At 37.5% G+C, this 25059-nt stretch carries 27 protein-coding genes and 1 pseudogene; 5 read left to right on the forward strand and 23 right to left on the reverse strand.

Annotated features, from left to right (window positions below; translation table 11 throughout):
- Window positions 1-220: 220 nt before the first annotated feature.
- From QFZ87_RS15880 to QFZ87_RS15905, 6 genes are all read right to left on the reverse strand, one after another.
- On the reverse strand, window positions 221-628 hold the full coding sequence (locus QFZ87_RS15880; protein WP_309863195.1) for a Zn-ribbon domain-containing OB-fold protein: 408 nt from the start codon (window positions 626-628) through the stop codon (window positions 221-223).
- Window positions 628-1797 (reverse strand): thiolase family protein, encoded by a 1170-nt coding sequence (locus QFZ87_RS15885; RefSeq protein ID WP_309863197.1) that lies wholly within the window; start codon window positions 1795-1797, stop codon window positions 628-630. The genes QFZ87_RS15880 and QFZ87_RS15885 overlap by 1 nt, the downstream gene beginning before the upstream one ends.
- Before the next feature lie 28 nt (window positions 1798-1825).
- The gene (locus QFZ87_RS15890; protein WP_309863199.1) at window positions 1826-2236 is read right to left on the reverse strand and encodes a hotdog family protein; all 411 of its coding nucleotides are present in this window, start codon (window positions 2234-2236) and stop codon (window positions 1826-1828) included.
- A gap of 48 nt (window positions 2237-2284) precedes the next feature.
- Entirely contained in the window at window positions 2285-2737 is a 453-nt protein-coding gene (locus QFZ87_RS15895) for an FAS1-like dehydratase domain-containing protein (RefSeq protein ID WP_309863201.1), read from the reverse strand.
- Window positions 2734-4290, reverse strand: a complete 1557-nt coding sequence (locus tag QFZ87_RS15900) for an AMP-binding protein (RefSeq protein WP_309863203.1) — start codon at window positions 4288-4290, stop codon at window positions 2734-2736. Before QFZ87_RS15900 ends, QFZ87_RS15895 begins: the two co-directional genes overlap by 4 nt.
- An 88-nt stretch (window positions 4291-4378) precedes the next feature.
- Complete coding sequence (locus QFZ87_RS15905; protein ID WP_309867912.1) at window positions 4379-4795, reverse strand: nuclear transport factor 2 family protein; 417 nt, start codon at window positions 4793-4795, stop codon at window positions 4379-4381.
- Window positions 4796-5058: 263 nt separating this feature from the next.
- Here QFZ87_RS15905 and QFZ87_RS15910 point away from each other — a divergent pair, with 263 nt between their 5' ends.
- A complete protein-coding gene (locus tag QFZ87_RS15910; RefSeq protein WP_309863205.1) occupies window positions 5059-5622 on the forward strand; it encodes a TetR/AcrR family transcriptional regulator in 564 nt (187 codons plus the stop codon).
- A gap of 751 nt (window positions 5623-6373) precedes the next feature.
- Here the strand turns inward: QFZ87_RS15910 and QFZ87_RS15915 are convergent.
- Window positions 6374-6520 carry a hypothetical protein gene (locus QFZ87_RS15915; protein ID WP_309863207.1) on the reverse strand — a complete coding sequence of 49 codons (147 nt, stop codon included), beginning with the start codon at window positions 6518-6520 and terminating at the stop codon, window positions 6374-6376.
- 170 nt (window positions 6521-6690) lie between these two features.
- Between QFZ87_RS15915 and QFZ87_RS15920 the strand changes: the two genes are divergently transcribed.
- Window positions 6691-6933, forward strand: coding sequence for a glutaredoxin family protein (locus tag QFZ87_RS15920; RefSeq protein WP_309863210.1), 243 nt, complete (start codon window positions 6691-6693; stop codon window positions 6931-6933).
- Between the two features lie 91 nt (window positions 6934-7024).
- Here the strand turns inward: QFZ87_RS15920 and nadR are convergent, their stop codons facing one another.
- From nadR to QFZ87_RS15950, 6 genes are all read right to left on the reverse strand, one after another.
- Window positions 7025-8041: a multifunctional transcriptional regulator/nicotinamide-nucleotide adenylyltransferase/ribosylnicotinamide kinase NadR gene (nadR, locus tag QFZ87_RS15925; RefSeq protein WP_309863214.1), complete on the reverse strand. Its 1017-nt coding sequence runs from the start codon at window positions 8039-8041 to the stop codon at window positions 7025-7027.
- On the reverse strand, window positions 8042-8737 hold the full coding sequence (gene pnuC / locus QFZ87_RS15930; protein WP_309863216.1) for a nicotinamide riboside transporter PnuC: 696 nt from the start codon (window positions 8735-8737) through the stop codon (window positions 8042-8044).
- Between the two features lie 13 nt (window positions 8738-8750).
- Window positions 8751-9527: an NUDIX hydrolase gene (locus QFZ87_RS15935; protein ID WP_309867914.1), complete on the reverse strand. Its 777-nt coding sequence runs from the start codon at window positions 9525-9527 to the stop codon at window positions 8751-8753.
- 215 nt (window positions 9528-9742) lie between these two features.
- Entirely contained in the window at window positions 9743-10021 is a 279-nt protein-coding gene (locus QFZ87_RS15940) for an Ada metal-binding domain-containing protein (protein WP_309863219.1), read from the reverse strand.
- 451 nt (window positions 10022-10472) lie between these two features.
- On the reverse strand, window positions 10473-10880 hold the full coding sequence (locus QFZ87_RS15945) for a hypothetical protein (protein ID WP_309863222.1): 408 nt from the start codon (window positions 10878-10880) through the stop codon (window positions 10473-10475).
- Window positions 10867-11733 carry a ParA family protein gene (locus tag QFZ87_RS15950; protein WP_309863226.1) on the reverse strand — a complete coding sequence of 289 codons (867 nt, stop codon included), beginning with the start codon at window positions 11731-11733 and terminating at the stop codon, window positions 10867-10869. Before QFZ87_RS15950 ends, QFZ87_RS15945 begins: the two co-directional genes overlap by 14 nt.
- A 354-nt stretch (window positions 11734-12087) precedes the next feature.
- Between QFZ87_RS15950 and QFZ87_RS15955 the strand changes: the two genes are divergently transcribed.
- Both QFZ87_RS15955 and QFZ87_RS15960 read left to right on the forward strand, forming a co-directional pair.
- A complete protein-coding gene (locus QFZ87_RS15955) occupies window positions 12088-12372 on the forward strand; it encodes a DUF3219 family protein (protein WP_309863229.1) in 285 nt (94 codons plus the stop codon).
- 18 nt (window positions 12373-12390) lie between these two features.
- Window positions 12391-13386 carry an LLM class flavin-dependent oxidoreductase gene (locus QFZ87_RS15960; protein WP_309863231.1) on the forward strand — a complete coding sequence of 332 codons (996 nt, stop codon included), beginning with the start codon at window positions 12391-12393 and terminating at the stop codon, window positions 13384-13386.
- Between the two features lie 116 nt (window positions 13387-13502).
- Here QFZ87_RS15960 and QFZ87_RS15965 read toward each other — a convergent pair whose 3' ends face one another.
- The 3 genes from QFZ87_RS15965 to QFZ87_RS15975 form a co-directional block, all read right to left on the reverse strand.
- Window positions 13503-14909, reverse strand: coding sequence for a tetratricopeptide repeat protein (locus QFZ87_RS15965; protein WP_309863235.1), 1407 nt, complete (start codon window positions 14907-14909; stop codon window positions 13503-13505).
- Between the two features lie 190 nt (window positions 14910-15099).
- The gene (locus QFZ87_RS15970; protein WP_309863237.1) at window positions 15100-16479 is read right to left on the reverse strand and encodes a dipeptidase; all 1380 of its coding nucleotides are present in this window, start codon (window positions 16477-16479) and stop codon (window positions 15100-15102) included.
- 140 nt (window positions 16480-16619) lie between these two features.
- Complete coding sequence (locus QFZ87_RS15975; RefSeq protein WP_309867918.1) at window positions 16620-17003, reverse strand: J domain-containing protein; 384 nt, start codon at window positions 17001-17003, stop codon at window positions 16620-16622.
- Between the two features lie 206 nt (window positions 17004-17209).
- On the opposite strand from QFZ87_RS15975, the gene QFZ87_RS15980 reads away from it, so the two are divergent.
- A complete protein-coding gene (locus tag QFZ87_RS15980) occupies window positions 17210-17647 on the forward strand; it encodes a GNAT family N-acetyltransferase (protein ID WP_309863239.1) in 438 nt (145 codons plus the stop codon).
- 298 nt (window positions 17648-17945) lie between these two features.
- On the opposite strand, the gene QFZ87_RS15985 is transcribed toward QFZ87_RS15980, so the two are convergent.
- The 7 genes and pseudogenes from QFZ87_RS15985 to QFZ87_RS16015 all read right to left on the reverse strand — a co-directional run bounded on the left by QFZ87_RS15985 (window position 17946) and on the right by QFZ87_RS16015 (window position 24844).
- The gene (locus QFZ87_RS15985; protein ID WP_309863242.1) at window positions 17946-18266 is read right to left on the reverse strand and encodes a ribonuclease E inhibitor RraB; all 321 of its coding nucleotides are present in this window, start codon (window positions 18264-18266) and stop codon (window positions 17946-17948) included.
- Between the two features lie 238 nt (window positions 18267-18504).
- Window positions 18505-19320, reverse strand: a complete 816-nt coding sequence (gene fdhD, locus QFZ87_RS15990) for a formate dehydrogenase accessory sulfurtransferase FdhD (protein WP_309863245.1) — start codon at window positions 19318-19320, stop codon at window positions 18505-18507.
- A gap of 16 nt (window positions 19321-19336) precedes the next feature.
- Window positions 19337-19693: a Na-translocating system protein MpsC family protein gene (locus QFZ87_RS15995; RefSeq protein WP_309863247.1), complete on the reverse strand. Its 357-nt coding sequence runs from the start codon at window positions 19691-19693 to the stop codon at window positions 19337-19339.
- 93 nt (window positions 19694-19786) lie between these two features.
- The gene (locus QFZ87_RS16000; protein WP_309863250.1) at window positions 19787-20266 is read right to left on the reverse strand and encodes a helical membrane plugin domain-containing protein; all 480 of its coding nucleotides are present in this window, start codon (window positions 20264-20266) and stop codon (window positions 19787-19789) included.
- Window positions 20266-23239: pseudogene (fdhF, locus tag QFZ87_RS16005) on the reverse strand (formate dehydrogenase subunit alpha). The gene QFZ87_RS16000 and the pseudogene fdhF overlap by 1 nt, the downstream one beginning before the upstream one ends.
- 59 nt (window positions 23240-23298) lie before the next feature.
- Window positions 23299-24111 (reverse strand): formate/nitrite transporter family protein, encoded by an 813-nt coding sequence (locus tag QFZ87_RS16010; protein WP_309863253.1) that lies wholly within the window; start codon window positions 24109-24111, stop codon window positions 23299-23301.
- Window positions 24112-24514: 403 nt separating this feature from the next.
- Window positions 24515-24844: a hypothetical protein gene (locus QFZ87_RS16015; RefSeq protein WP_309863257.1), complete on the reverse strand. Its 330-nt coding sequence runs from the start codon at window positions 24842-24844 to the stop codon at window positions 24515-24517.
- Window positions 24845-25059: the final 215 nt, after the last annotated feature.

Here is a 25059-nt window from a genome sequence, read left to right on the forward strand (position 1 = left end):
TGAACACCAAAGTCCCGTACCCATGATTCTGATTCATGATTCAAACTATAAAAAGAACTACCTATCCCAAAACAAAAAACACCCACAAATATTGAGAAAACAACATTTGTGAGTGTTTGGTTGATACTGGTGGTCGGGGGCGGTATGGGTTTAAAATACTAATTTAATAGGAGATTACCCTCATTTTGGGTAATCTTTCTTTGGGCTCTATTAATTTAGGTTACAAAGGAGTAAACTTCGGAATTGTAATTTGATCGGACCAGTCCTCAAATATAACCTTTACCTTCATACCAATATTAACATCTTGAGGCATACATCCTATTATATTACTCATCATGGTAACACCCTCATCTAGTTTTATGAGAGCAACGGTATAGGGTACTTCTTCTGCATAAGCTTTTGAAATAGCGCGATGAACAATTGTGTAACTTTCAACTTTTCCAATACCAGATGACTTAACCCATTCTACTTCTCTACTCATACAATGAGTACAAAATATCCGTGGATAAAATTGATGGTTTCCACATTTAGGGCAGAATTGGATTAATAGCTCCTTCTTACGACATCCTTCCCAAAAGTCCTTTGTTTCGGCTGTAGGCTTCGGGAAGAATTTCTGTAATTCAGCCATCACCCCACCTCCCTACCAAGTATTAATGTTGTATGACTCGACATGATTCCGCCTTGACCATGAACTAAGGCGACATTTGCATTACGTACTTGACGTTCGCCAGCTTGATGTCTCAGCTGCGCAACTGCCTCGGTTAAAGCAAACATGGAACCAGGATTTCCTGGATGGCAGTGAGACAATAATCCTCCGTGCGTATTGATTGGCAATGTTCCGCCAAGATCAATTTCTCCACTATCAATAAAGTCGCCGCCCTCTCCTTTTTTACAAAAACCAAGATCCTCTAACTCTATTAAAACGGTAGGCGTAAAACAGTCATAAAGTTCGGCAAAATCAATATCTCTTGGGGATAATCCAGACATTTCAAAAGCACGTTTTCCAGATTCCACTGCTGCTGAAGTTGTTAAATGATGTGCTTGACTGATATGTTCGTGACGGTGCCCCTCTCCTACTCCAAGCAAATACACCGGTTTATTTTTATATTCCTTCGCTCGCTCTGCGGATGTTATGATAATGGCTGAGCCCCCATCAGAGACCAATGAGCAATCAAGCAAATGTAATGGGTCAGCAATCATCCTCGAATTAATGACATCCTCAATGGTAATGAGTTCCCGCATTTGAGCCCCTGGATGCAGGCTGGCGTGTTTTCTAGCTGTAACAGCTATTTTTGCGAATTGCTCAGGTGTTGTCCCATATTTCTCCATATGCGCTCTTGCAATTAATCCATAAAACGCGGGAACCGTGGGACCAAAGGGGATTTCAAATTGAGAATGTCCCGCCGATGCTTGCATGGCCATCGCCTGTTCACGATATAATCCACTACGTAAGCTATCGCCCATCGCAATTAATACCGTTTCACACATACCAGTCACAATTGCCGATGCTGCTACATGAAGCGCTGAAAATGTAGTCCCTCCCCCAGCATTGACAGTCATCGTAAATCGTGGGAGGATTTGCAAATTTTCAGCGATGGCTTCTGCATGATACATGAATGGCTCTGCCATTGAATTACACGTGATTAAGCCGTCAATTTTTTCCTTACTAATCCCTGCATCATCTAAGGCACGGTAAGCCGCATCAATACAAAGGCCTGTCGCACTTAAATTCGGCACTACTCCAACTTGCGTATCTGCTGCGCCAACAATCGCCACTTTTCCGTATAAAGAATTCATGATCATCCCTCATAGTTTTTCTATAATTTTAGTTTAAACGGACCTTTACTGAACCAGGAACGATGATTTCATCTGCTTCATTTTTAATAAAAACGTTAACTGTCACTTCCCTCAAATCTTTATCATAGGCAGTCACTTCTCCTCCAGAGCGGAGAGTTTCTCCAATATACGCTGCTTTCCGATTAGAATATTCGACGAAGGTTATATGTCCTTCATCATCAACCCACTCTAATACACATTGCGTCAACCAATCTCCCATTAAGGGTCCAGCTATGACTAGTCCGGGATAACCTTCCTCCTCTGTTGCATATGGTAAGTCAAAATGAATTCGATGTGCGTTCCATAAGACTGCATTATATAAGAACAATTGAACATTATCAGGGGTATATTCAATTTCTGGTAACTGTTGTCCAACAAAAACCTCTGCGATTTTATTCATTATTTCCTTTTCACCTCAGCTTAAGAAGAATAGAATGATACCGTATGTTTAACGTAGTATCCTGGTTGTCTTTTCAGTAATTACTTTTTCTCCTAAATCATTCACTACTTCCATCGTAACCTCGTAGAATATTAATGGACCCTTTGAGCCCATTTTTTCATAAATATTGGTTAATGTTCTCGTAGCCGTTAACCAATCACCAGGGTAAATCGTTTTATGATATTCAATTTGCACTCCACCGGCCATTGCCTTCTTTAATGGAAAATCGGGTAACAATGTATCAATGGACACACCATCAATACTTAGTTGATTTAACTCAACCACATCCCAAAATAATGTCAAATGATATAAAGGTGGCGCCTCATCGCCATTCAAATATTTAGGTAGACGCTGCCCTGTCGCTACAGCATATTTCTTTAAGTCTCTTCTTGTGACGAGCTCTCTTCTAGGGAGAGTGGAAGATCCAATATATGAAAGTATATTGTCTGTTAGTACACTCATACTCTTTCCCCCAGTTTGTTAGAATACGTCTCCCGTAGTTCTCGTTTAAGAATTTTACTTGTCGGTGACTTTGGCAAACTATCTACAAAATAAACCTTTTTCGGTTTTTGATAGGAGGCGAGATGATTTTTGGCAGATTCAATAATATCTTCCTCTGTAGCCGTTCTTCCTGGTTTTAAAACAACTGTCGCTGTCACATTCTCTCCCCATTCTTCGTCTGGAACCCCAAATACAGCCACTTCAAGCACTGCATCATTTTGGTAAATTGCATTTTCTACCTGAGTGCTGTAAATATTTTCTCCACCTGAAATAATCATATCTTTCGCACGATCAACAATGAATATATATCCATCCTCATCCCATTTTGCAACATCACCTGTATGTAACCAGCCATCTTGTAAGGTTTGTACTGTTAGCTCTGGTTTATTCCAATAACCAATCATGTTTGCATCGGATTTTACCACTATTTCACCCGTTGTTTTTCCATCTTTAGGGACTGGATCACCGTTCTCATTAACAATTTGAATAGTATTCACAAAAGCTTCTCGTCCACAGGAAGATAAACGTTCCGGATGGATTCCGTTCACTGCATGAATATGATCTTCCTGCGAAAGGAATGTCATTCCCATGCCTTCCGTTTGTCCGAACCCTTGTATTAACGTACAAGGGAATGCTTCTAAGGCTGCCTTAACGACCTTCATTCCCATTGGCCCGCCGCCATATTGAATATTTCTAAGACTGCTAATGTCATAGCTATCAAAATTCTCCACGGACATCATCCAATTTAACATCGTCGTTATTCCTAAAAACGCGGAAACCCTTTCCCTCTCGATGACCTCAAGTGCCAGCTTAGCTTCAAAATTAATTAGCACTAATGGACATCCATGCGCCATATAATTTATTGCTAGAACGATTGGAATATGGAACATTTGTCCCGTTAGCATATAAACATCTGAAGGGACAATTCTTTCTGCAACCGTCTGATTCAACATCCCTGCATAAAAACTTTTATGTGTATGAATGGCTCCTTTTGGTTCTCCAGTTGTGCCTCCTGTATATAAAATCAGCATTGGATCTTCATCACCGATATCAGATGATAAGGAAGGCTCTTCATTTGATGAAGTTTGAACTAGGATCTCATATGAGAGGTCGCTACCTTCTCCAATTTCTAGCCAATGGTCAAGATCAACGTTTTGCTGCAAATAATTTTTTACCTCTTCAAATTCTTTTGAAGTAATGATCACTGCAGGCTTACCATCGTTTAAAATGCGACTTAATTCTTTATTTCCCAATCTCCAATTCAATGGTTGGATAATTAATCCAACTCTAGCACAAGCAAAATAACACTCTATATATTCAATGCAGTTTTTAGCTAAAATCGCTATGCGGTCTCCCTTTTTCAGACCAAAGCGATCAATGAATCCATTTGCTAATCTGCATACTCGATCGTCTAATTCTCCAAAACTCATGCGTCGGTCATTAGGAATATCGATTAATGCCGGACGGTTTGATTCAATTCTTGCGTACTTGTTAGGAATGAATCCAATGTTCATTAAAATCCCCCACTCATCAGAATTGTCTATAAACGAACTTCCAAATACAGTTCACTATTTAAAATATTGCGAAAATATAGTAAAATAATTAATAAGGTAATTCTAAATCTATATGACGTTTCTTGATCTTCCATTGATGATTGATTTTTACGACTTCATCCTGATATAAACCAGTTGTTAATAGTTTTATATTGCCATTTTCCGTCGCAAAAAGTGATAAATAGGATAATACACTAGCATGTTCAGAATCTACTTTTTCAAAAAATACATTGGAAACCACATGTCTTCTTTTATCAGTCTGTGTTTCCATAGAGTCTTTCATTAGATTCATAATTTCACCATGACCAGTAAATGGCCCAACCAAGTTACCTTCGGCAATGCGCATAGTAAATATCGCATCTTCTGAGAAGCATTCACCAAGCATTTCTAATTTTCGTTCATCAAGTGCGTAAGCAGATTTACTTAATAATTCACCTATTTTCATTTTTTCAGTCGTATCAACCATATTCACTATTACCTCCTTGAAAATGTTATTAATAAAACTTAATAAATATAATTTAATCCCGATTGTAAACGCATACAATATGCAATTCATAGGGGAAATGTTCAATATCGTACAATTCAACAACTTTTTGTCTAACAAAAATGAAAAAAATGATAAAAAACCTGACCTAAATTCTGAAATTTTAAAATATTGCTAATATATTTGATAGAAAAATGCCCTATATAGAAGGAGAGGTTTTTTTGCAAACCATTAATGATAAACGAATGAAACGTACAAAATTGATGTTTCACCATGCACTCCTCTTACTATTACAAGAAAAAACCTTTGAAGAGATTTCAATTTCTGATATTGTCAGAAAGGCAGAAGTCAACCGGGGAACCTTTTATTATCATTACGAACAGAAAGAAGATTTATTAGAAGAAATGGTTAACACCGTCATAAACAATATGGTGGTTGCTTTTCGAAAACCATTTAAGCCCTATCAAAAAATGGATATCAATGAAATTTCAATTATTCCTTTATTCGAACATTTTCTTGAAAACAGGGTCTTTTATACTACCATGTTAAGTAATCGCGTTCCCATCCATTTGGATGAACGTCTCCTACAAACAATGGAGAAAAATTACTTACATAATTTGGAGTTCTTTTTTCCTCTAGATGAAAAGGATGTTAATAAGGAATTATTCTATTCCTATAAAGTCCACGGACTAATTGGATTTATCTTAAATTGGATCAAAAATGATTTCCAATATCCAATCACATACATGGCTGAGCAATTAGTCAACATCGTTACTATTAACACGAAAACTGTGTACATAAAGTGTTAATTTCAAGAAGGTGTCATGCACACCCCAATATCAACTAAAAAATCAGGGTCAGACCTCAGTTTAGTAAGTGTTACAGCACTGGGGTCTGATCCAAAAAACGTCTCTAGCTTAAGTACATTCTCTTCATCAAAATTCAAATCAACCCCTTTTTCATCCTATTTCCAGCAAAACAAAAAACACCCACCAACATTGATAAATCAACATTTGTGGGTGTAATATGGTTTCTTAATTTAACTCGTCGTACCCTAAAGAACTGGTATTCGGAGTCGAAAATGAACTATAAAGAGAAACCAAGAAAAGGACATTCGAAACATGTAGTTTGAAGAAAAATTAAAACCAATAGGATCTTAAGGCAAAAATTGAAGTGGTTAGAAACGCCATAGACCCAATGAATATCAAAATCATCCCTCGTTTTCTATTGACGTTACATAACTTTGCTCCATCAATTATCCAACCTGTCCCTATTAAGAAAAATGCTATAAATCTTATAGAGTCATTATTAAAAACAATACCTATGAAAAATATAAAATATCCAATTTGATGTAGTACGTGAAATAGGACCTGGATTGGGTTCCTAAGTTCTTTTCGAAACTGTTCTTTTTCTGCCGCTGAAAATTTTTTTATATTCTCTTCTAGCTAGAATAAATCCTACAAATACCGCTAATATAATTGCCCCAATTTGAACTAGAAGCATAGTATTCACCTTCTATTATTAGTCACTAAAGCCAAGGTACCCTGTTAATTTTATATGTTACTGAAATAAACCGAATACCCACACAAACAGATACATCGGAACTGCTACAATTATCATTCCTGCAAGTAAATAGCTAATCGACCTTATAATAAATTTAAAAACATCATATACAGCTCCTACTAGGTCATCAATAAATCTCAACACTAAAAACCATTCCCCTCCAAAAACGTGGTAATTATATTTTAACATTATTTTCCTTTAAGAAATCAAATAAATGGGAATTTAAACAAATGATAATCCAGTAGATTCTAATTGAACACCAAAGTTCCGTTCCCATGATACAATAACCATAATGAAATGGAGGTAATAACAAAATGAAAAAAGTGATTATTTATACGCAAGAAACATGCCCGCCTTGCCATGCGGAAAAACTGTGGTTCAAAGAAAATGGAATTGAGTTTGAAGAAAGAGACATTCGGAAAAACGATCAATATCTCCATGAACTGATTGCGCTAGGTGCTGCGGCTACTCCAGCAACCATAATCAAAAACGGAGACAGTGAGGAAGTTGTTTTAGGATTTGATCAAACGAAGTTGGCTGAGGTATTAGGGATATAAAAAAAATGGCGAACAGTGACTGTTACTGATCGCCTTTTTTCTTTTTCCCGGTCCCTCTTTATTTCATTAATTGCGGAATATCATTTCCAACCTATAATAACGTTTCAATCAACTTCATTGCACCTGTTAATCGATTTTCATAACTTCCACTTAATAGATGGTACTCAATGTTATACTTCTTTAATAAGGCCTTTAAGTGACCATTGTTATTGGCTCTGGACGTTTCCTCTCCATGCACTCTTAACCCATCATCCACCCATTTTACATCTGGTTCAAGGAATAGCCACAGATCGTTATCTTGTAGTTTGGCAATTTCATCGAGTACGGGTTGATGTTCCTCGTTGTAAAGATTTGAGTAAAATTGGGTAACGATGGCTTCCGTATCAATAAAAACTAGTTTATTGGCCTGTTCAATGGCCTTAAATTCTTCCATCTTATGACCATAGGCAATCTTTTGATAATCTTCCGCAACTAGGATCCCGTCGCAGCCACCTAATTCTTCACATAGTGTTCGGCCATATTCTGAAACGTAAGTTGTATTGTAAATTTTCGCGAGGTTTTTCGTTAGGGTTGACTTTCCGCAGCTTTCTGTCCCAACCACTACGATTTTTTTTACAAAATAAGGTCGAACCATAGTAGGGATAAACTCCCAATACTTAAAGACGCCCTCATTTCGAATGGCAGTAGCCGAAATGTTTACATGCGTACGCATCGGATCAATCAGCGTGTGCTTCGAATTAGGATATAACTCTTTAAAAATATCATTATATTCATTTTCAGAACTAAAGACGTAATCAATTGGCTTTCCTATTTTCTCTTTTATGAGATGAGCTCCTTCAGCCCAGTTGTAGTTGTCATTATCTTGATCATCTTCAATCGCTATTACTTTTACATTCGGCATATCTTTTGTTAATTGGGAAAGCCAGCGCAAGCGAATGTTTGCTGGAATATAATCCATTTTTGTATCCAAACACAGCTCCCTGTCTCGTAATTCGCTATGTGATAAAATAACGTACAGTTCATCCACCATTGATGATGCATAGGTTATGGCATACACATGGCCAAGATGTAGTGGAAGGAACTTTCCTCCGATAAAACCAACTGTCATTTACGCCGCCTCCTGCACTTGTTTGATCGATAGCTTTCTCCAGTTGATATACCCGTACACGCTATTTACCAAGAATGCTGACCACATGACTAACATGGAGAAGTCATTACCACCTTGCGTAACGAGAGCAGTTACCCATAGGAAAATGGATAGGATGTTTACAGACATCCATAATAGCCATTGTTCTGTATAGCGTTTTAACATCAAAATTTGTGCTGCAATCGATAATACATTTGTGGCTGAATCCGTCCAAACAACTTTACCACCGAGGAATTTTAAGAAAAATCCATAACCCACTATAAGAGTTAACATCAATAATAGAGTATAAAGCCATCCCTTTTTCGTAAGGCTCTTAACGATTACATCTTCACCTTTGACACCATGATCGGTTTTGTTCTTTTTCCACAGATAAATCCCGATAAATTGCACTGGGAAGTAAAACAGCGCATTGAGCATCACCTCTCCATACAGTCCGTAACCGTAGGCTATATAAGCATATGTTCCTGTTTGGATGATACCAAAGTAATAGTTTGATATTTTCCCCTTCGCTACTAAAACCACGCACAGCATGCCAGTTATTGATGAAATTAAGCCGATGAGTGAGTCTTCCCATGCAAAGAATAAATAGATATTAACCATAGTGAAGGTAAGCAGCCAGATGATTTCAAATCGTGACCAATTTTTAAATATCCCCATTTCACTCTCTCCCTTAACCTTGTAGTTTATTTCTGTAGACTGAAACAATCGGTTGTTTCTCATTAAAACGGTAAAGCTGTGCAGGTGTTTTCGAATAGCGATTTGATTTTTTCGGCTTTCCGTTTTCCGATACCGCTTCAATAAACGGCAGTGTTGGGGCCTTCCTGAAAAACGCCGCATCTGTCGAGATCGATGGGTCATCTAAAACGGTTAATAACACCCCTTGTAATTCAGAAAGGACAAACTCTTCCGGTAGAAAATGCTTTGCCAATGTGGTTAGCGCCATATCCTTTCGAATAAACCAAATGGCATCATCAATAATTTTGCGGTGGTCAAAAGCTAGTTCGAAGTTTAGTGCCTCTTCAATTGAAAATAGCTTAATTTCCACAGCATCATAGGTTGTTTTACGACTATTTAAGGCTGATTCCTTCGCAATGACATAATGAGCGTTGGAGATGATCCATCCCCGACTATCGCGATTAGGTTCATCATAGACACCGAAATGCTTGATCCGTAATCCACCGACACCTGTTTCCTCCAGAAGCCTGCGTTCTGCTGCTTGAAAGGCAGTCTCATCCGGGCGGACAAAGCCACCTGGTAATGCCCACTTCCCTGCTTCGACGTTGGGATTGCCTTCATGATTGAGTTCACTTCTTTTAATAAGCATGATTTTCAATGTTTTTAGCGGCGGCTTATACTCACCAATCATTTCAGATGTGATGGTAAAGACAGCAATGTCACTGGTATAGCCATTTGGGGTTTTAAATTTATTGTTACTTTTCACTTTCATCACCTCTTTAATTAACATTTTGTTAATTGTTAATTACAATATATTCCTTTAATTCTTGTTTGGTCAAGAATAATTTGAATTTATTTTACTGCATAAAAAAATCTGCACCCTTATTGTTAATAAAATCTAACAATTAGGATGCAGATATAAATTGTTTTAGGATATAAAAAGGTAAATTCAATAAGTTTTCTTCATTTATAAGTTTTTTTCTTCTACTATTGTTGCCTCTTCCAAATCCGATACTTCTCCCTCAGGCATGCTCCGCATGGTCTAAAACCCGCAGCAATTGCTGTCTCTTCATCAGCGAAAAAAACTCTTTCTTTTTCATACCCGCCTATAGCAATGGCACGAAGGGCTGCGTGACAATCTAATCTTCCATAAATTTTTGCTTTGCGGTTCCCTCCATATGTACCGGGTACTTTACTTTCATATGGAGAGCCGTCTGCTCCCATCAATGTATAGGTTTTTTGAATATTTTTTTCTATGGTCTCCATTTGATTTCTCCATAAAGATTTTTCTATTCATTATTAATATCTTATTATCCAACCGCCCCATCAAGGTAAAAGCTCTAATTCATGAAATATTTTTGCCCTATTGTTTCGGTTTCGGTAATTTTTCCATTTTGGTTGTAAAAAATCGCAAAACACCACCACAATTTTCATTAGTCTATCATCCCAATAAACTATTTCTTCCAAAAAAGAAAAAATCCTCTAAAATATTAAATGACTATTTAAAAATTATCCCTACCATAAGAAAGCAAAATGATTATTTAATGATTTTGTTTACATAACATAATTATTTGTAATAAAGATGGCGAACAGTGAAAGTATTGTTCGCCCTTAGCAGAATAAATAATAGATCCAACAAAATTAGAAATCTGTCATTTTTTTTTATTATTGTTTCAGATATGTTGCATTTTCAAATTATTAGCCGTTGTGGAAACTCCTATTGTTTGAAAAATACTTCTCCTTTTGACATCTGTTTACCTATTGTTTCAACTATATGCTTAATTATCTTTTCTTTTAATCTCCATCTTCTAACCTTCTGTGCTGGATCTAGACCATTTTCTACTACTATACTTTTCAAATCTTTCAAATCTAATGGTTCGAGAAATTCTAATAGGCCATGAGGGCCATCCTTTTGATACATTTCAAAAATATTCATATCGTAGTTTTTTGAGATGGTCTGTGAAGACTTTTTCTTTTTCTTAGTATTTTTTATGTCATTTGATCTTTCGTCTAAACAGCTGAGTATACTTTTTGCAAATTCGTCATCTTCTTCAATCTTTTTGGCAATTGTTTTAAATACTTCTGCAATTAGCTTCCTACTATTTGGGTCATTATAATCTAACATAGTGACAAAACTCCTCTGTTATTTGCGAAAACGCTTCGAATAAAGGAGATCCAGATGAACCATATTTTTGTTTTAATGTATTTACCCCTTCTGCTTCAAAATGAGTCGCATCGGCCGCTTTGGAAGCCAGAGGAATTCTGGTTTCAAACAGCCTTGGTAGCTCTCCAACATCTGCTTTTGTTTGCATTTTCATTAAGGTAGTTTGGTGCCTAGTAACGTTGGAACGATACATGGAAGCAATAATACCAAGCGCTTGAACGTTTGATTCTGTTCTTCTATTAAAACTATTAACACTGGATATTATTTGTGGGATTCCGTAAGTCGATAAATGATCAGGAATAGTGGGTATTAGGTAATAATCACTTATATTTAATCCATTTTGTGTGACAAGTCCTAAATTCGGAGGACAATCAATCAAGACGTAATCATAATTTTTTATGTAGTCATTTACAGACCGTTTTAGTACATCAATCGGACGAATTAAAGCTGTTTGGCCAATATTAATTAACCTATCCTGAATTTGAACGAAGTCCAAACTTGATGGCAATAAATGTAAATTCAACAATCCTCCATAAAGGTTAGAACATCCTTTAACAACGGAACTTTCTAAGTCAAAATTGCTGGTATCATCTATCTTGTCTTTGAATAAATGAAACAACGTTCTATTAGAACTATTCCTCAATGCCCATTCATCCTCTCCAATCAAGGAGACAGTCGAGTTTGTTTGTGGATCCAAATCAATGACTAAGACTTTATATTGCTTTTCAACAACTAAGAACTCAGCCAATCCAACGGTAAGTGTCGTCTTTCCTACACCCCCTTTAAGGTTAATAATACTTATGACTTTAGACATACTAACTCCTCCATTCTAAGTAGCATGTCATAAATATATTCCTAGATATTTTGTCTCATATCATACAAAGAAGTTTCTTATAAAAAAGAAATAGAAATCCTATCCCTCTTATTCCCTTTAATACGATGATATCCATCTTTTAAACCGTTGCCTCATCACCACTTGAACCAATTGCCACTCTTTAAGTCTTAAAAAAGTATCGTTTCAAGTGACAGGAACCTTTCTTAACTCTAATAAAATTGGTTTATACATTAACTAAATACTTGAAACTGATTATTATAATCCATTTGATTTGCTCCACTATTGGATCAATGCTATTATTTTTCATACACACTTCATAAGGGGATGATTTTTATGATAAAAGAAATATTCTTAAATGATACATCAATTCATGTAGACCATTATAAAGAAGAGGCAGACGATGGTTTACATAATATTATTATTGGTTTTAAAGTGACGAGTGAGAAATATCATGACATTACGACACTGTTATACGAAGGCGTCTTTGATGTAAAAGTTCCCGAAAGAGGTTTATCTTTTAGAGGAAAGATTCAGCAATATTCCACTTCAATTACAAACTTATATGAAAAAGAACAGGTTGGAGATTTTACATTATCATTGCGCGAAGTGAAAAATTAAGAAAGAAGGCATGGATTAGTGAAATTAAGTATATTAGATCAGTCCCCCCTCTCTTCTGATCAAACTGCTAGTGATGCGTTAAATGAATCTCTGAAGCTAGCGCAAGCAGGTGAAGCGCTAGGGTATTCGCGGTATTGGATTGCCGAACATCATGATCTTCCTGGACTAGCCTGCTCTGCCCCTGAAGTGATGCTTAGTTATATTGGAGCCCATACAAAACAGATCCGGATCGGCTCCGGGGCTGTGCTTTTGCCCCATTATAAACCCTATAAAGTGGCAGAAGTTTACAATATGCTGGCTACATTGTTTCCGGATCGCATCGATATTGGCATTGGCCGTGCACCCGGCGGTTCTGCTGAAGCTACTAATGCTTTATCAGATAACTTTTTACAACAGGTATGGAAAATGCCAAATTTAGTGGAAGAACTTCTTCATTTTCTCCATGATGATTTTCCGGAAGATCATGAGTTTTCAAAAATCACGGCCTCGCCAATGCCACAAGTGCCACCAATGCCGTGGATTCTTGGCACAAGTAAAAAAAGTGCTTTACTTGCAGCTAAAAATGGTTTGGCTTATGCATTTGGTCAGTTTATGAGCGAAAATAACGGAGCCGCTATCATTGAACAATATTTTGATGCCTTTGAACCAAAGAAACACGGTCCATCACCTCAAGTATTGTTAACAGTTTCAGCTATTTGTGCAGATACTACGGAAAAAGCAGAAGAAATTGCGTTGAGTACACTTATTTGGGCCATGCAAAAAGATAAAGGTGAAGGCAAATATGTTCCTTCTATCGAAGAAGCTAAGAATTATGAACTTAATGAAAAAGAAAGAGAAAAATTAGTGCAAATGAAACAAAATATGGTTGTGGGCAATCCGCAAGAGGTCGGTAAGAAACTTAATCAGTTACAAGCTGAATTTAAGGCGGATGAAATCATGTTGGTGACGATTACTCACTCTCCGAAGGACCGCATGGAATCTTATAGGCTAATTGCAGCAGAAGTGCTTTCATAAAGTTTAATAAAAACTATTTTTTCAAACCCTAAAAGAATTTGAGAGTAAAGCCTTGGGGACGGATCTCCTAGCTCAAAAGCCGCAATAACCGTCCCCATGACTTCATATTCCATCGTTCATCCTACTTCTTTATTACTTTTTATTTGAGCATAAACTTTTTGGTAGGAAATTGCTTCCTTTACCATTCCTTTATGTTGATACATTCGGCTGATTTTCTGTACAGGAGTAGGATCCTGTGGTTTAAGTTCCATTTCCCAGAAAAAGCAATCAATAGCTTTATCAAATTGTTTAAACTCTGCATAATAATCCCCCAATTCCATTATCTGATCAGGGTCCTCTAATATTGCCAGCATATGATTCATTTTTCGTATTACCGCTGAATGAGGGAGTATTTTTTGAATCGGTAAAAGTTTTTCATAAACGGCTTTAAGATCATACTCCTCAAGCAGGATAACGGCGAGCTGAAACACCTTTTGTTCCAATTGTTTAACAGAATCTTCGTGGATCAGATGCTGACTCATAAAAATGAAATCGTCCAAGTGCTTTCCTACAAAACTTGCATTCAAATTCCCCCATAATTCATTCAGTATAGGATCATAAGAAGCCGGGAGATCATGGATGAAATTCAATAAATATAAGGCTGCCGTCTCAAAACGCTCTTCTTGAATCATTTTTTCAATAATGGACTTGGCCTCAGGCAAAACTTGATACGGATTGATATTTAGCTCTCCCAGTATTACTATCCATTCTTTCATCGTAATAAACTTTAGTGCCATACCTGTATATTTTTCAACAGAGTCAGCTTTTGGATCTTCCAACCAGAGCAATAACTCCAGTAAAGAATCTTGTTGTCTACATATATCTTCTAAAAAATGACGTATATCTGGATTTGATCTATTTTGGAAGCAATGTCTTTCGACAAAAAGGGGATCCCTTTTATAGATGGAAGGTAAGCTCGAGGATTTGTAAAAATCATGGTAAGAATTGAATTCTTGTAAATTTAGACGTTCTTTTGCAGATTTTAGAGTAGGGACAAAATCATGTAAAATTTGAAGGACCTGAAATGACTTCATAAAATTTCCGCTTCTTCGATAGTGAAAAAAGATCTTGTCAATCATTTTCACAAGCTCTTCCTTATCAAAAAATGAGTCAAGTGTTGTGGCAATATAGGCAATTTCCTGTAAAGAATAATGAATTTGGAGTTGAGTGAAAAGTTTATTTTTATTTGGAATGGAAACGGAATGATTGGGGATTATTGCTTTTACAATTGGATGAGGAGATTCAATCACAATACCTTCATGAAATGCTTTATTAATAAATGATTCTTCTTCCACCTTATCTAGTTTATCTCCAAAAATCAGGGAATTTCTGTAGTATATTAAATAAAAACTTTCATTACCTGCTGTTAAAACTTCGATCACATTGGTTCTTGCAAACACAGCAGCTCGGATAACATTACCTTTTACTATATTCTTTTTATCTTTTATGGAAATTTCAGCAGGTCTTATAAGCTCTTTATACATTCAAACTCAACCTCCTTGGATAATGTTTTTAATGATTTTCTAGCTTTTGTAGTTAATTATATCATAATTACACAAAAGGCTACTGTTTAGAAAAACCGTGGGACGATTCTGATGGTTTTTAGCTATGAAAATGGCGAACAGAGACTGTCACTGTTCGCCATTTAATTCCTTTTGGATCTTAATTGTTTGATTAACTATTTTTCTTATTAAGAAGACCTAAAAAGGAACAAATAGTTAAGATTCCTTTATCAAAGTTTTCTAGGTTAAAGTGTTCGTTTGGAGCATGAAGATTTTCGTCTGGCAAACCGAACCCCATTAAGACAACAGGCGCATGTAGTGAATGACTGAAATCCGATACAATTGGAATTGATCCACCTTCTCTTTTGAAAACAGGTGCTTTCCCATATACGGTTTCATATGCTTCTGCCGCTTTTTGAATCATCGGACTATCGATCGGTGTTAAAAATGGATTTCCCGTGTCTTGCAAGGTCACATTCACCGTACATCCTTTTGGTGCATGTTCTTCTAGGTGCTTTTTAATTAATCCCTGAATTTTTAGCGGGTTTTGATTATGGACGAGACGGCAGGTAATTTTCGCATGAGCCTCGTTCGGGATTACTGTTTTTGTCCCTTCTCCCTGAAAACCTCCCCATAACCCATTTATTTCTAATGTTGGACGTGAATTGATTCTTTCAGAATAAGGAAAATCGTTATTTTCTCCTCCCGTTAATTCCGTTAACCCTAATGTTTGTTTTAGCTTATCTTCATTGAAATCTAGTGCTTTAATTTGTTCCTTTTCAAATTCGGTGAGTTCCACTACATCATCATAGAAATGTTCAACCTTTACTTTTCCGTTTTCGTCATGAAGTGTGGAAAGAAGCTGTACCAATAGATGGTTGGCATTTTGAACTCCACCGCCATACATGCCGGAATGCAAATCAGAGTTAGCTGTTTTTAGTGAAAATTCTAATGCACAAAGACCTCTTAAAGAATAGGTAATCGCAGGTACACCCCTGTCCCACATATCTGAATCAGAAATGACAACTACATCACAGGCTAATTTCTCTTTGTTTTCGGCTAAAAATGGCGGAAGATGAGGACTTCCGATTTCTTCTTCCCCTTCTATACAAAATTTAACGTTTACAGGTAATTTACCTTCTGATTTTAATAATGTTTCCACTGCTTTTATATGTAAAAATGTTTGCCCCTTGTCGTCCGTTGCCCCTCTTGCATAAATCTTTTGATCACGAATCGTCGGTTCAAATGGAGGCGTTTCCCATAGATGAACAGGGTCAACAGGCTGTACGTCATAATGCCCGTATACTAAGACGGTTGGGGCATTTTCTTGATGAAGCCAGTCGGCATACACAATAGGATGACCTTTTGTCTGGATGATTTCAACGTGTTCCGTTCCAATGGATTCTAGCTTTTTGGCAATCCAAGACGCTGCTTTTTGAATATCCTCTTTATGCTCGGATAAGGAGCTAATGCTTGGAATTCTTAGTAAATCTTTTAATTCCTCGACATTTTGAGTATGTTCATTGGATACTAATTCTGATAATTGACTCATGTTCTCACCTTTTCTCTTTTATTTTCAATTGGATTGACTTTAGATGTTATGTATTCTTTGGTCTCTTTTAGTTTGAACAAAAACCATTAATTTTTCCAGTAATTATTCAAAAAACTTATCTTTTTCTATACTCACATGAATTATTTTCTCTTTTTATTTAGATAAACTCCAATTAAAATAAGAGACGCATTTAAGGTTACAGATGATAAACTAAACTGTTTTCGAGTTTTACTCTTTATCTTTACAATTTTTATACAAGGATTCGTTTTAGCTTCAGCTTCCTGGTTTTGATTAAGTGTTTTGGAATGTGCTTCATTAAAAAGTAAATTGTCATACCTTTTTCTTTTTTCAACATTTTTAAGAACTTCATATGCTTCTCTCACTCTTTTAAACTGTTCAGCATTCCCTTTTACTTGATCTGGATGTACTTCCTTTACCTTTTTTCGATAAGCTTCTTTAATCTCAAAAAATGTTGCATCATAGGGTACATCTAAAATACGATAGTAATTGCCAATGGATCCCATGATTTCCACCCTCTTTCGGTTTAAATAGCATTATCTTCCTTTTTAATCCTTCCAAAATAGTATTCTTGTTTTATATTAAATAGACCAAAGAGAAGGTTCTGGTGGTTTTTTACCCATGAAAATGGCGAACAGTGACAGTCACTGTTCGCCAACATATAAAAGAGCTTCTGATACATCAAAAATATATGGAGAGGAGAATTCATTTTATGGAAATAAGGAAACCAAACGATTTGGAATATAATATGATTTTATCACTTTCACCACAAGCATTATTCGCTGGCACATTAGGCGAGGCAAAACCGTCAGATGAAAAAGTCAAACAACTTATTGAACCATTATTGCAAAAAGGAAGCTATTATTTAATAGCAACAGAAGGCGATAATCTAATGGGTTGGATTCTTATAGGAACAAATAAAGACCAATTGACTGAAAAGATGTGTGGATTTATTTATGAATTGTTTGTGTTAGAAGAATTTAGAGGGAATGGAATTTCAAAACAATTGATGGAGACTGGTATCGAACAGCTTAAACTATATGGATTTTCAGAGGTTCGTTTAAGCGTATATGCAGGAAATCAAGCCATTAAACTGTATGAAAAATTAGGATTCAAAAATAAAATCATTACAATGAGTATGCCCATTTAAAATTACTATCTTAATTAAATTTATGGCTCTGTAGTAACTGAATGAATGTTGAATTCACTTTGTTTGAAAAATAAACGGAAAAATTCCGCTTAAGTTAGGAATACCCTTATTTCCTATAAAATAAGGGTATTTTTTCCGTTTATACGGTCCAAATCGTTGGATTTTGTCTTGTTTTAGAGCAGTTAACAGGAAGTTCTCCGCTTATTTCTGCCTCTTCAGCGTCCTTTTAATACAATAGCGGGAAATTCTCCGATTATGAACTCTCATCCCTATTTACAAACATCTATTCTCCTGCTTTTTAATCTACAAAAACGCCCCAACCATCGGAATAACAACCATATGGTTTACTCAAATTATCTAATTCCTTTTGGATCTTAATTATTTGATTATAATTTAATACCATTCTTTTAGAACAACTACATGCCCACTCTTCGGTTTCGTCGTCTTGTTCTAAGAAACAATTGTATCCTTCTCCCTTAAGTACTTGTGATAATTTTTCACCGGTGGCTTGATCGGGAACCGCTACAAAAAATTCGACAGATTGTGGTTTCTTAAAATTTACTCCTTCTTTATATAGACTTTGCAATGCTTCTCCATCTGCATCATTTGGGAATTTCATTTGTTTTTCCTCCATATTCTAGTACATTCAATGGTGTCATTATAATTCACTTATTACCTTTTTACTAACCTTAATTTTTTTGTTTTCAGACTCCGTCTACATATGTACTTTCAAAATTGTAAAAGCTACCGTTACATAATTATCTATAATTCTAAATTTAGTTCGTTTTATATTTATATAAAAGCTATCAAAAAATAGGCAATAAAAAGTGCCGCTCCAATGCTGAAACGGCACTCCATTAAGTAAGCGATTGTACCCCCTGAACTTCAATCCGATCCGGTCTTGTATAAATATTTAAAGAATGATTGCGAAGAAATCCGACGGTCGTAATCTGAAGCTCTTCCGCCAGCCTGAGGGCCAGTTCAGTTGGTGCTGATTTTGATAGAACAATACCGCATCCTATTTTGGCTACTTTTAGCAATACCTCAGAGGAAATACGACCACTAAAAACAATAATCTTGTCTGAAAGAGAAATTGAATTCTGCAAGCAATGACCATAAATTTTATCCAGGGCATTGTGTCGTCCTATGTCCGTTCTATCTACGATGATGCCATTCGTGTCACAAAGGGCAGCATTGTGAACGCCCCCTGTATCCTGAAAGATTACAGACGACTCCTGCATTTGTCGCATTAAATGAAAGCATTGGTCAATAGAAATCTTCGCATCAACATTATCCAGTGGTTTAACGGTTCTAGCATCATTATAAAAATAAAAGCTTTGACGGCTTTTTCCACAGCAGGATGTGACTACTCGTTTCGAATGGAACAATTCGTTTAGTTTGTTGACCTTGTGCGTTTTTACAATAGCACGCCCAGTCGTTTCTATAATCGTCAGCTCTTTAATTTCTGTAACACTTCTGATAATCCCTTCAGACGCCAAAAAGCCAACGACTAGTTCTTCAATGTGTTCAGGGCTGCAAACAAGTGTAGCGAATTCTTGGTCATTCAGAACAATGGTAATCGGATATTCCGTAACGATGGTATCCGTTACTCTTTGTATGGCACCGTCCTCATACCGCCATATATTGCTTTCAAGTTTCATTGGCTGATCCATACTTTTTCACTCCTAGTTACTTACCCTCAATCGGCTGGTCAAAAACAAATACAGTCATGGCAATATCTTCTTTAATATTAATATCAGAAAATAACCGTACGACGTTTGCCCCCATCAGGTTTTCAAAACGTATAAGAACCTCTGGCTTTTTATAGATTTCCTTTACAAATCGTGTTCTCGTTTCATGGACCATCTGTTCGCCATGTTCGGAAGTAATCATAAACTTCTCCACATTTGTCAGGTTCCCTTTCATTTCACTGATTGCCCAAGAACCGATAAATTTGGTGGTGATTTCCTTCGGACCATTGCCGACATATTCTTTTCTAATTTCGCGAACAAGCATACTAAATTGATGCTCCAGATTCTTTGGCATTGACTGTCCTCCCTATCCATACCACATAGTTTAATTCTAAAGAGGAAACCCATTCATTACTTTAACGAATGGGTTTGTATTTTGTCTTTCATCCTACTCTTTTAAGCCTTCACCCATACCTTTTAACAGGTTAAATCCAAAGCCTAAGACACGATTAATATCAGGATCCTTTAAGGCCTTCATTAAATCAAAGATCCCAATCTTGGAATCCTCGATTAAGCCCTGCTCCGCCTTTTTCAATCCATTGGTCAGACTTTTCGCAAGCTTACCCGTTGTCTCCGGGTCTAGCTCAGTTAACATACCGCCTGCTGCCATGGCATTATTGATCATGTTCGTGACAGGCTCGCGTGTAAGCTGGCCGACAGCAATTTTTGCTGCTTTTTCTTTCGCTTTTAAAAGACTTCCAAAAGCATCTAAGATTCCACTATCGTGTAATTCTTGAATCAGACTCAATGTTTCAAGTAACGAGTCCTTATTTTCCGCAACCCCGGAGAGAAGATTCTCCAGGGATTGCATTTTCTTTTGTTCTTCTGTCAGTTCTATTTTTTGAATGACTTTAATCGGTTGTGCCATTACGCATTCCTCCTGTCATAGAAACCAGGGTTAATATGCTCGTTTACATCTGCAATCGGTGTGTAATCGCCGCGTTCCCACTTGCGGTAGATTTCAAGACCCATTTGCGGTGTACGAGTGGCATTTCGTGGATTATACCTTGGAAGTGGATTTTCACCATTCAGTTCAAGGACTTCCATCCGTACTTTCGTTTGTTTGTATGCTGGTGTATGTGTCACGACATCTACTGCCCCACCAGTCAGAAGGTTCACCGCACTCTCGTGGCTTGACGAATGCATTGGCACATAAACCGTTTTTCCTTCCACACGATCAGTTACAAGAACAGGCAGTCTAATCGCTCCGTACGGTGATACAAGACGTACAAGTGAACCGTCTTTTACAGCACGTTCCTTCGCAAGTTCCGGTGATACCTCTACAAACACTTTCGGGAATTTGTAGTTCAGTCCTTCTGATTTCTGTGTTAAGTTTCCTTCATGGAAGTGTTCCAACAGACGTCCATTATCCAATGCGAGATCGAATTCCTGAGGGAACTCCATTGGTGGTACATAATCGAACAAGCCGAACCGAGCTTTTTTATCAGGGAAATTAAAGCCGTCTTGGAAAAGCAACGGCGTGTTTGATCCATCAAGAGATCCCCAGTGGAAGCTGTTCCATCCTTCAAGAACATCATAGTTACACTGGCTAAAGAACGGTGTTAAGCTAGCCATTTCGGCAAAAATCTCACTTGGATGGGTATAATTCCAATCGAAGCCCATCTTTTTCGCGAGCTGGGTAAGAATCCACCAGTCTGGTTTACTATCACCTAGCGGCTGCAATGCTTGGTATAAACGCTGCACGCGACGCTCAGTATTGGTGAACGTTCCATCTTTTTCAAGAGAAGGTGCACCTGGTAAAATAACATCAGCAAATTGAGCGGTTGTTGTTAAAAAGATTTCTTGTACGACTAGGAAATCTAACTTCGCAAGCATCGCCTGAGTATGATTTGAATCCGCATCGACCCATGCCATATCCTCCCCAGCGATGTACATCGCCTTCATCTCGCCTCTATCGACAGCTCCGAGCATTTCAATATTATCAAGACCAGGATTCTCTGGGATTTTCACACCATATGCCTTCTCAAATTTTTCGCGGATTTCGATATTTGTTACGGATTGATAGCCAGGGAAAATATTTGGCATGGTTCCCATGTCAGCCGCACCCTGCACATTGTTATGTCCGCGTAATGGGTAAGCACCAGCATTTGGACGCATCATGTTGCCTGTTGCAAGTAGCAGGTTGGCAATCGCAACAGATGTATGTGAGCCCGCGATATTTTGCGTGACACCCATTCCCCAACAAATGACAGTTCCATCCGCATCACGGATCATTTCAGCCATTTGGATTAATGTTTCTTTCGTAATACCCGTTATCTTTTCGGCCTCTTCTAAACTATAAGGCTCCATCATTTTCAAAAATTCATCATAGTGATTGACATGATCTGTGATAAATTTCACATCGTGCCAGCCTTGGTCAATGATATACTTCGTAATAGCGGAAAGCCATACATAGTCCGTTCCTTGTTTTGGACGAACGAACAGGTCTGCACGGTCACCCATTTCATGTCTGCGAACGTCCACGGTAATTAATTTTTGTCCATGAAGTTTTTGCGCACGCTTAATACGAGTGGCAAGAACAGGATGTCCTTCTGCAGGTGCGCAACCTACGAGCATAACAAGTCCTGCACCAGCAATATCCTGAATGGTTCCAGAGTCGCCGCCGATGCCTCCGGTTTGCTGTAATCCCCATGAAGCTGGTGATTGGCAATAACGAGAGCAGTTGTCTACATTATTGGTTCCAAAGACTTGACGCGCCACCTTTTGAATCAGGTAGTTTTCCTCGTTCGTAATTTTTGATGACGAAATAAAACCAATCGCATCGCTGCCATAGGTATCTTTGATACCGCCGAGCTTTTCTGCAACAAGTGAAAGAGCCTCGTTCCCAGCTTGCTTCCACAAACACATCACCTTTTCGAATTAATGGTGTGGTAATTCGTTCTTGTGAATTAACAAAATCCCATCCAAATTTCCCTTTAACACAGGTGGAAACACTGTTAACAGGAGCATTTTCAGATGGTTCAATTTTAAGAATTTCACGGTCTTTTGTCCATACTTCAAAGGAACAACCTACCCCACAAAACGTACAAACGGTTTTTGTCTTTTCGATCCGCTCTTCACGCATGGCTGCTTCTACTTCTGACACGGCCATGATGGTTTGATAATCAGGCTCTACGGCTTTCACAATGTCGATCATGGGTGTAAGCAAGTCATCGGAAATACTTGTCATAAATCCTGCATTTCCAAGCATGGATTTTTCCATTAGTGCGTTACATGGACAAACGGAAACACATTGACCACAGGAAACGCATGAGGATTCGTTAATGCTTTTTCCTCCGTCCCATAAGACACGCGGCTGATTGGTTTCCCAGTTGATGGTTAATGTTTCATTCACCTGAAGATCCTGACAGGTTTCTACACAGCGGCCGCACAAAATACATTGATCAGGGTCGTAGCGATAAAACGGGTGAGACATGTCTACTTCATAGCCTTTCGAGCGATGTGGGCGTGTTTGGTGTTCTACTCCCATCATTTCTGCGGTATTATGTACACGACAATTGCCATTGTTATTGTCACATACGGTGCAATATAATAGATGGTTTTCAAGAATACGGTCCATGGCTTCCTCTTGGGCTTCTTTTGCAAGCTCAGAAGAAGTCAAAATGTCCATGCCATCCTCGACCACAGTGGAACATGCACGCATAATGCTGCCGTTGACTTCACACATACACGTATCACAGCTCTGTACCGGTCCAAGAACTTCGGAATAACAGATGTGCGGGTGCTCCATTTCCTGTTTTAGTAAATAATCTAAAATACGTGTTCCTTTTTCCACTTCATGTGCTGTTCCGTTTATAAGAACATTCACTTTTTCGTTCACTGTAAGTCCTCCTTAGTAAAATAACAGAGAAATCTATCAAACTACTAAATTAATAGTTGTTAACTAGCCTTTTTCATACTAGATTTTGCTTTAGACGATGATTGAAGCGAATCCTTGTGAACCGTCCAATAGATCAAGGCTACAAACACACCGCCGCCAATTGCATTTCCAATGACAACTGGAACAAAGTTAGAGAGATAATCCACCCATGTGACCTGCCCAGCAAAAATCGCTGCCGGGATAACAAACATGTTGGCCACCACGTGCTGAAAACCGATTGCGACAAACGCCATTATAGGAAACCAAATTGCAAGTATTTTTCCACCGATATCATCTGCGCCATAGGCAAGCCAAACGCCTAAACAAACGAGCCAGTTACAGCCGATAGCGGAAATTAAGGTCTTCATAAAGGTTTCGTCAATCTTCGCTTCTGCAATCGCGACGGTTTTGGTTAAAAATGGTCCAGTTTCCGTTAACCCAACGATGTGACCAAAGAAATACGCAACAAAAATCGCTCCAATAAAGTTACTAATTAATACTAGCAGCCAATTCTTACTTAGTTGTGCTAGTGTCGCACGCTTCGCTAGAACAGCAATCGGAAGAGCCATCATATTCCCTGTTAACAATTCGCCACCTGCAATAATGATTAACATGAGACCGACTGGGAAAACTGCACCACCTAAAAGTGAGCTAAAGGAACCCCATTGCTGCGGTAAATTTGCAATAACACGAATGTCTAATAAGAAGCCAAAGGAAATAAATGCTCCCCCTAAAAATCCTAATAAAAGTGCATGAAAAGGGTTCATCGTTGCCTTTTTTGCACCAGCATCCACCGCTAATTCCGCGATGCGCTGAGAACTATGAAACGCCATATTTTTCCCTCCAATAAGTTGAATATAAAAGCCTTTTGTTTATACATTGGGACAATTGCTGGTCACTTCGCCAGCTGCTGCACTTGGAAATGAGACGCAAAAAAGCCCACCATAAATCGGTTCACATGCCAATGCATGTACCGTTTTACAGTGGGCTGATAACTGAGCATTTTTTATACTAGCAATCCATCCCGCTACAGACACAATGGAAGAACAGGATATACAGTCAATTTATTATTAACTTACATCAATGAACTTTCCATCCTCTATAAACCTTTATAATAGTAACATGGATTCATTGATTTGTGAACATTTTAGGAACTTTTTGTTTACATATTAAAACAGGCATGAGTTGTTACTCCCGACCCATGCCTGTTTCATCTTTTAAAATATGCATCCTACCTTATCTTTGTTCGAGTTTATTCACTTTTCGCTTTACATCAGCTATTTCTTTAAATAAAAGGTCAAAATCTGAATTAATATCATAAGCTAATGATTTGATATCTCTCTTAAGATAGGTGAAATTTTCTGTCATTACCTCTGTTGTGTGTTTTAACATATTTTTTATTTCTGTTTGACCAGATAGTAGGTTATCCATGCGTCCAGTCAGTTCCTTATGGATTGATTTAAATTCTGAATTTTTATTTGAATTTTCCATAACCTCAGCTCCTTTTACTTCCACCATTTCTATAGTTAGTTCTTTCTGTCTAGCTTCTAAATTCCTAAATTGCATTTTCATGTCTATTATCTCTGAAAGAATTTTATTTTATTTTCAGTTTATACCACGCAACAATTCTATATATTTTAATATTCTCATTTCAATTATTATCAAACGTTGGATTAATATACTTTATAAATTGATATTAATGTACCCTTAGAGGTCTTACTTTAGTGGAGGTGGATTTACTTTATGGGATCCCTAGGGAAGAAGCAGAGAAGGACCAAGCA

The sequence above is a fragment of the Bacillus sp. SLBN-46 genome (genome assembly GCF_031453555.1).
Lineage (GTDB): Bacteria > Bacillota > Bacilli > Bacillales > Cytobacillaceae > Neobacillus.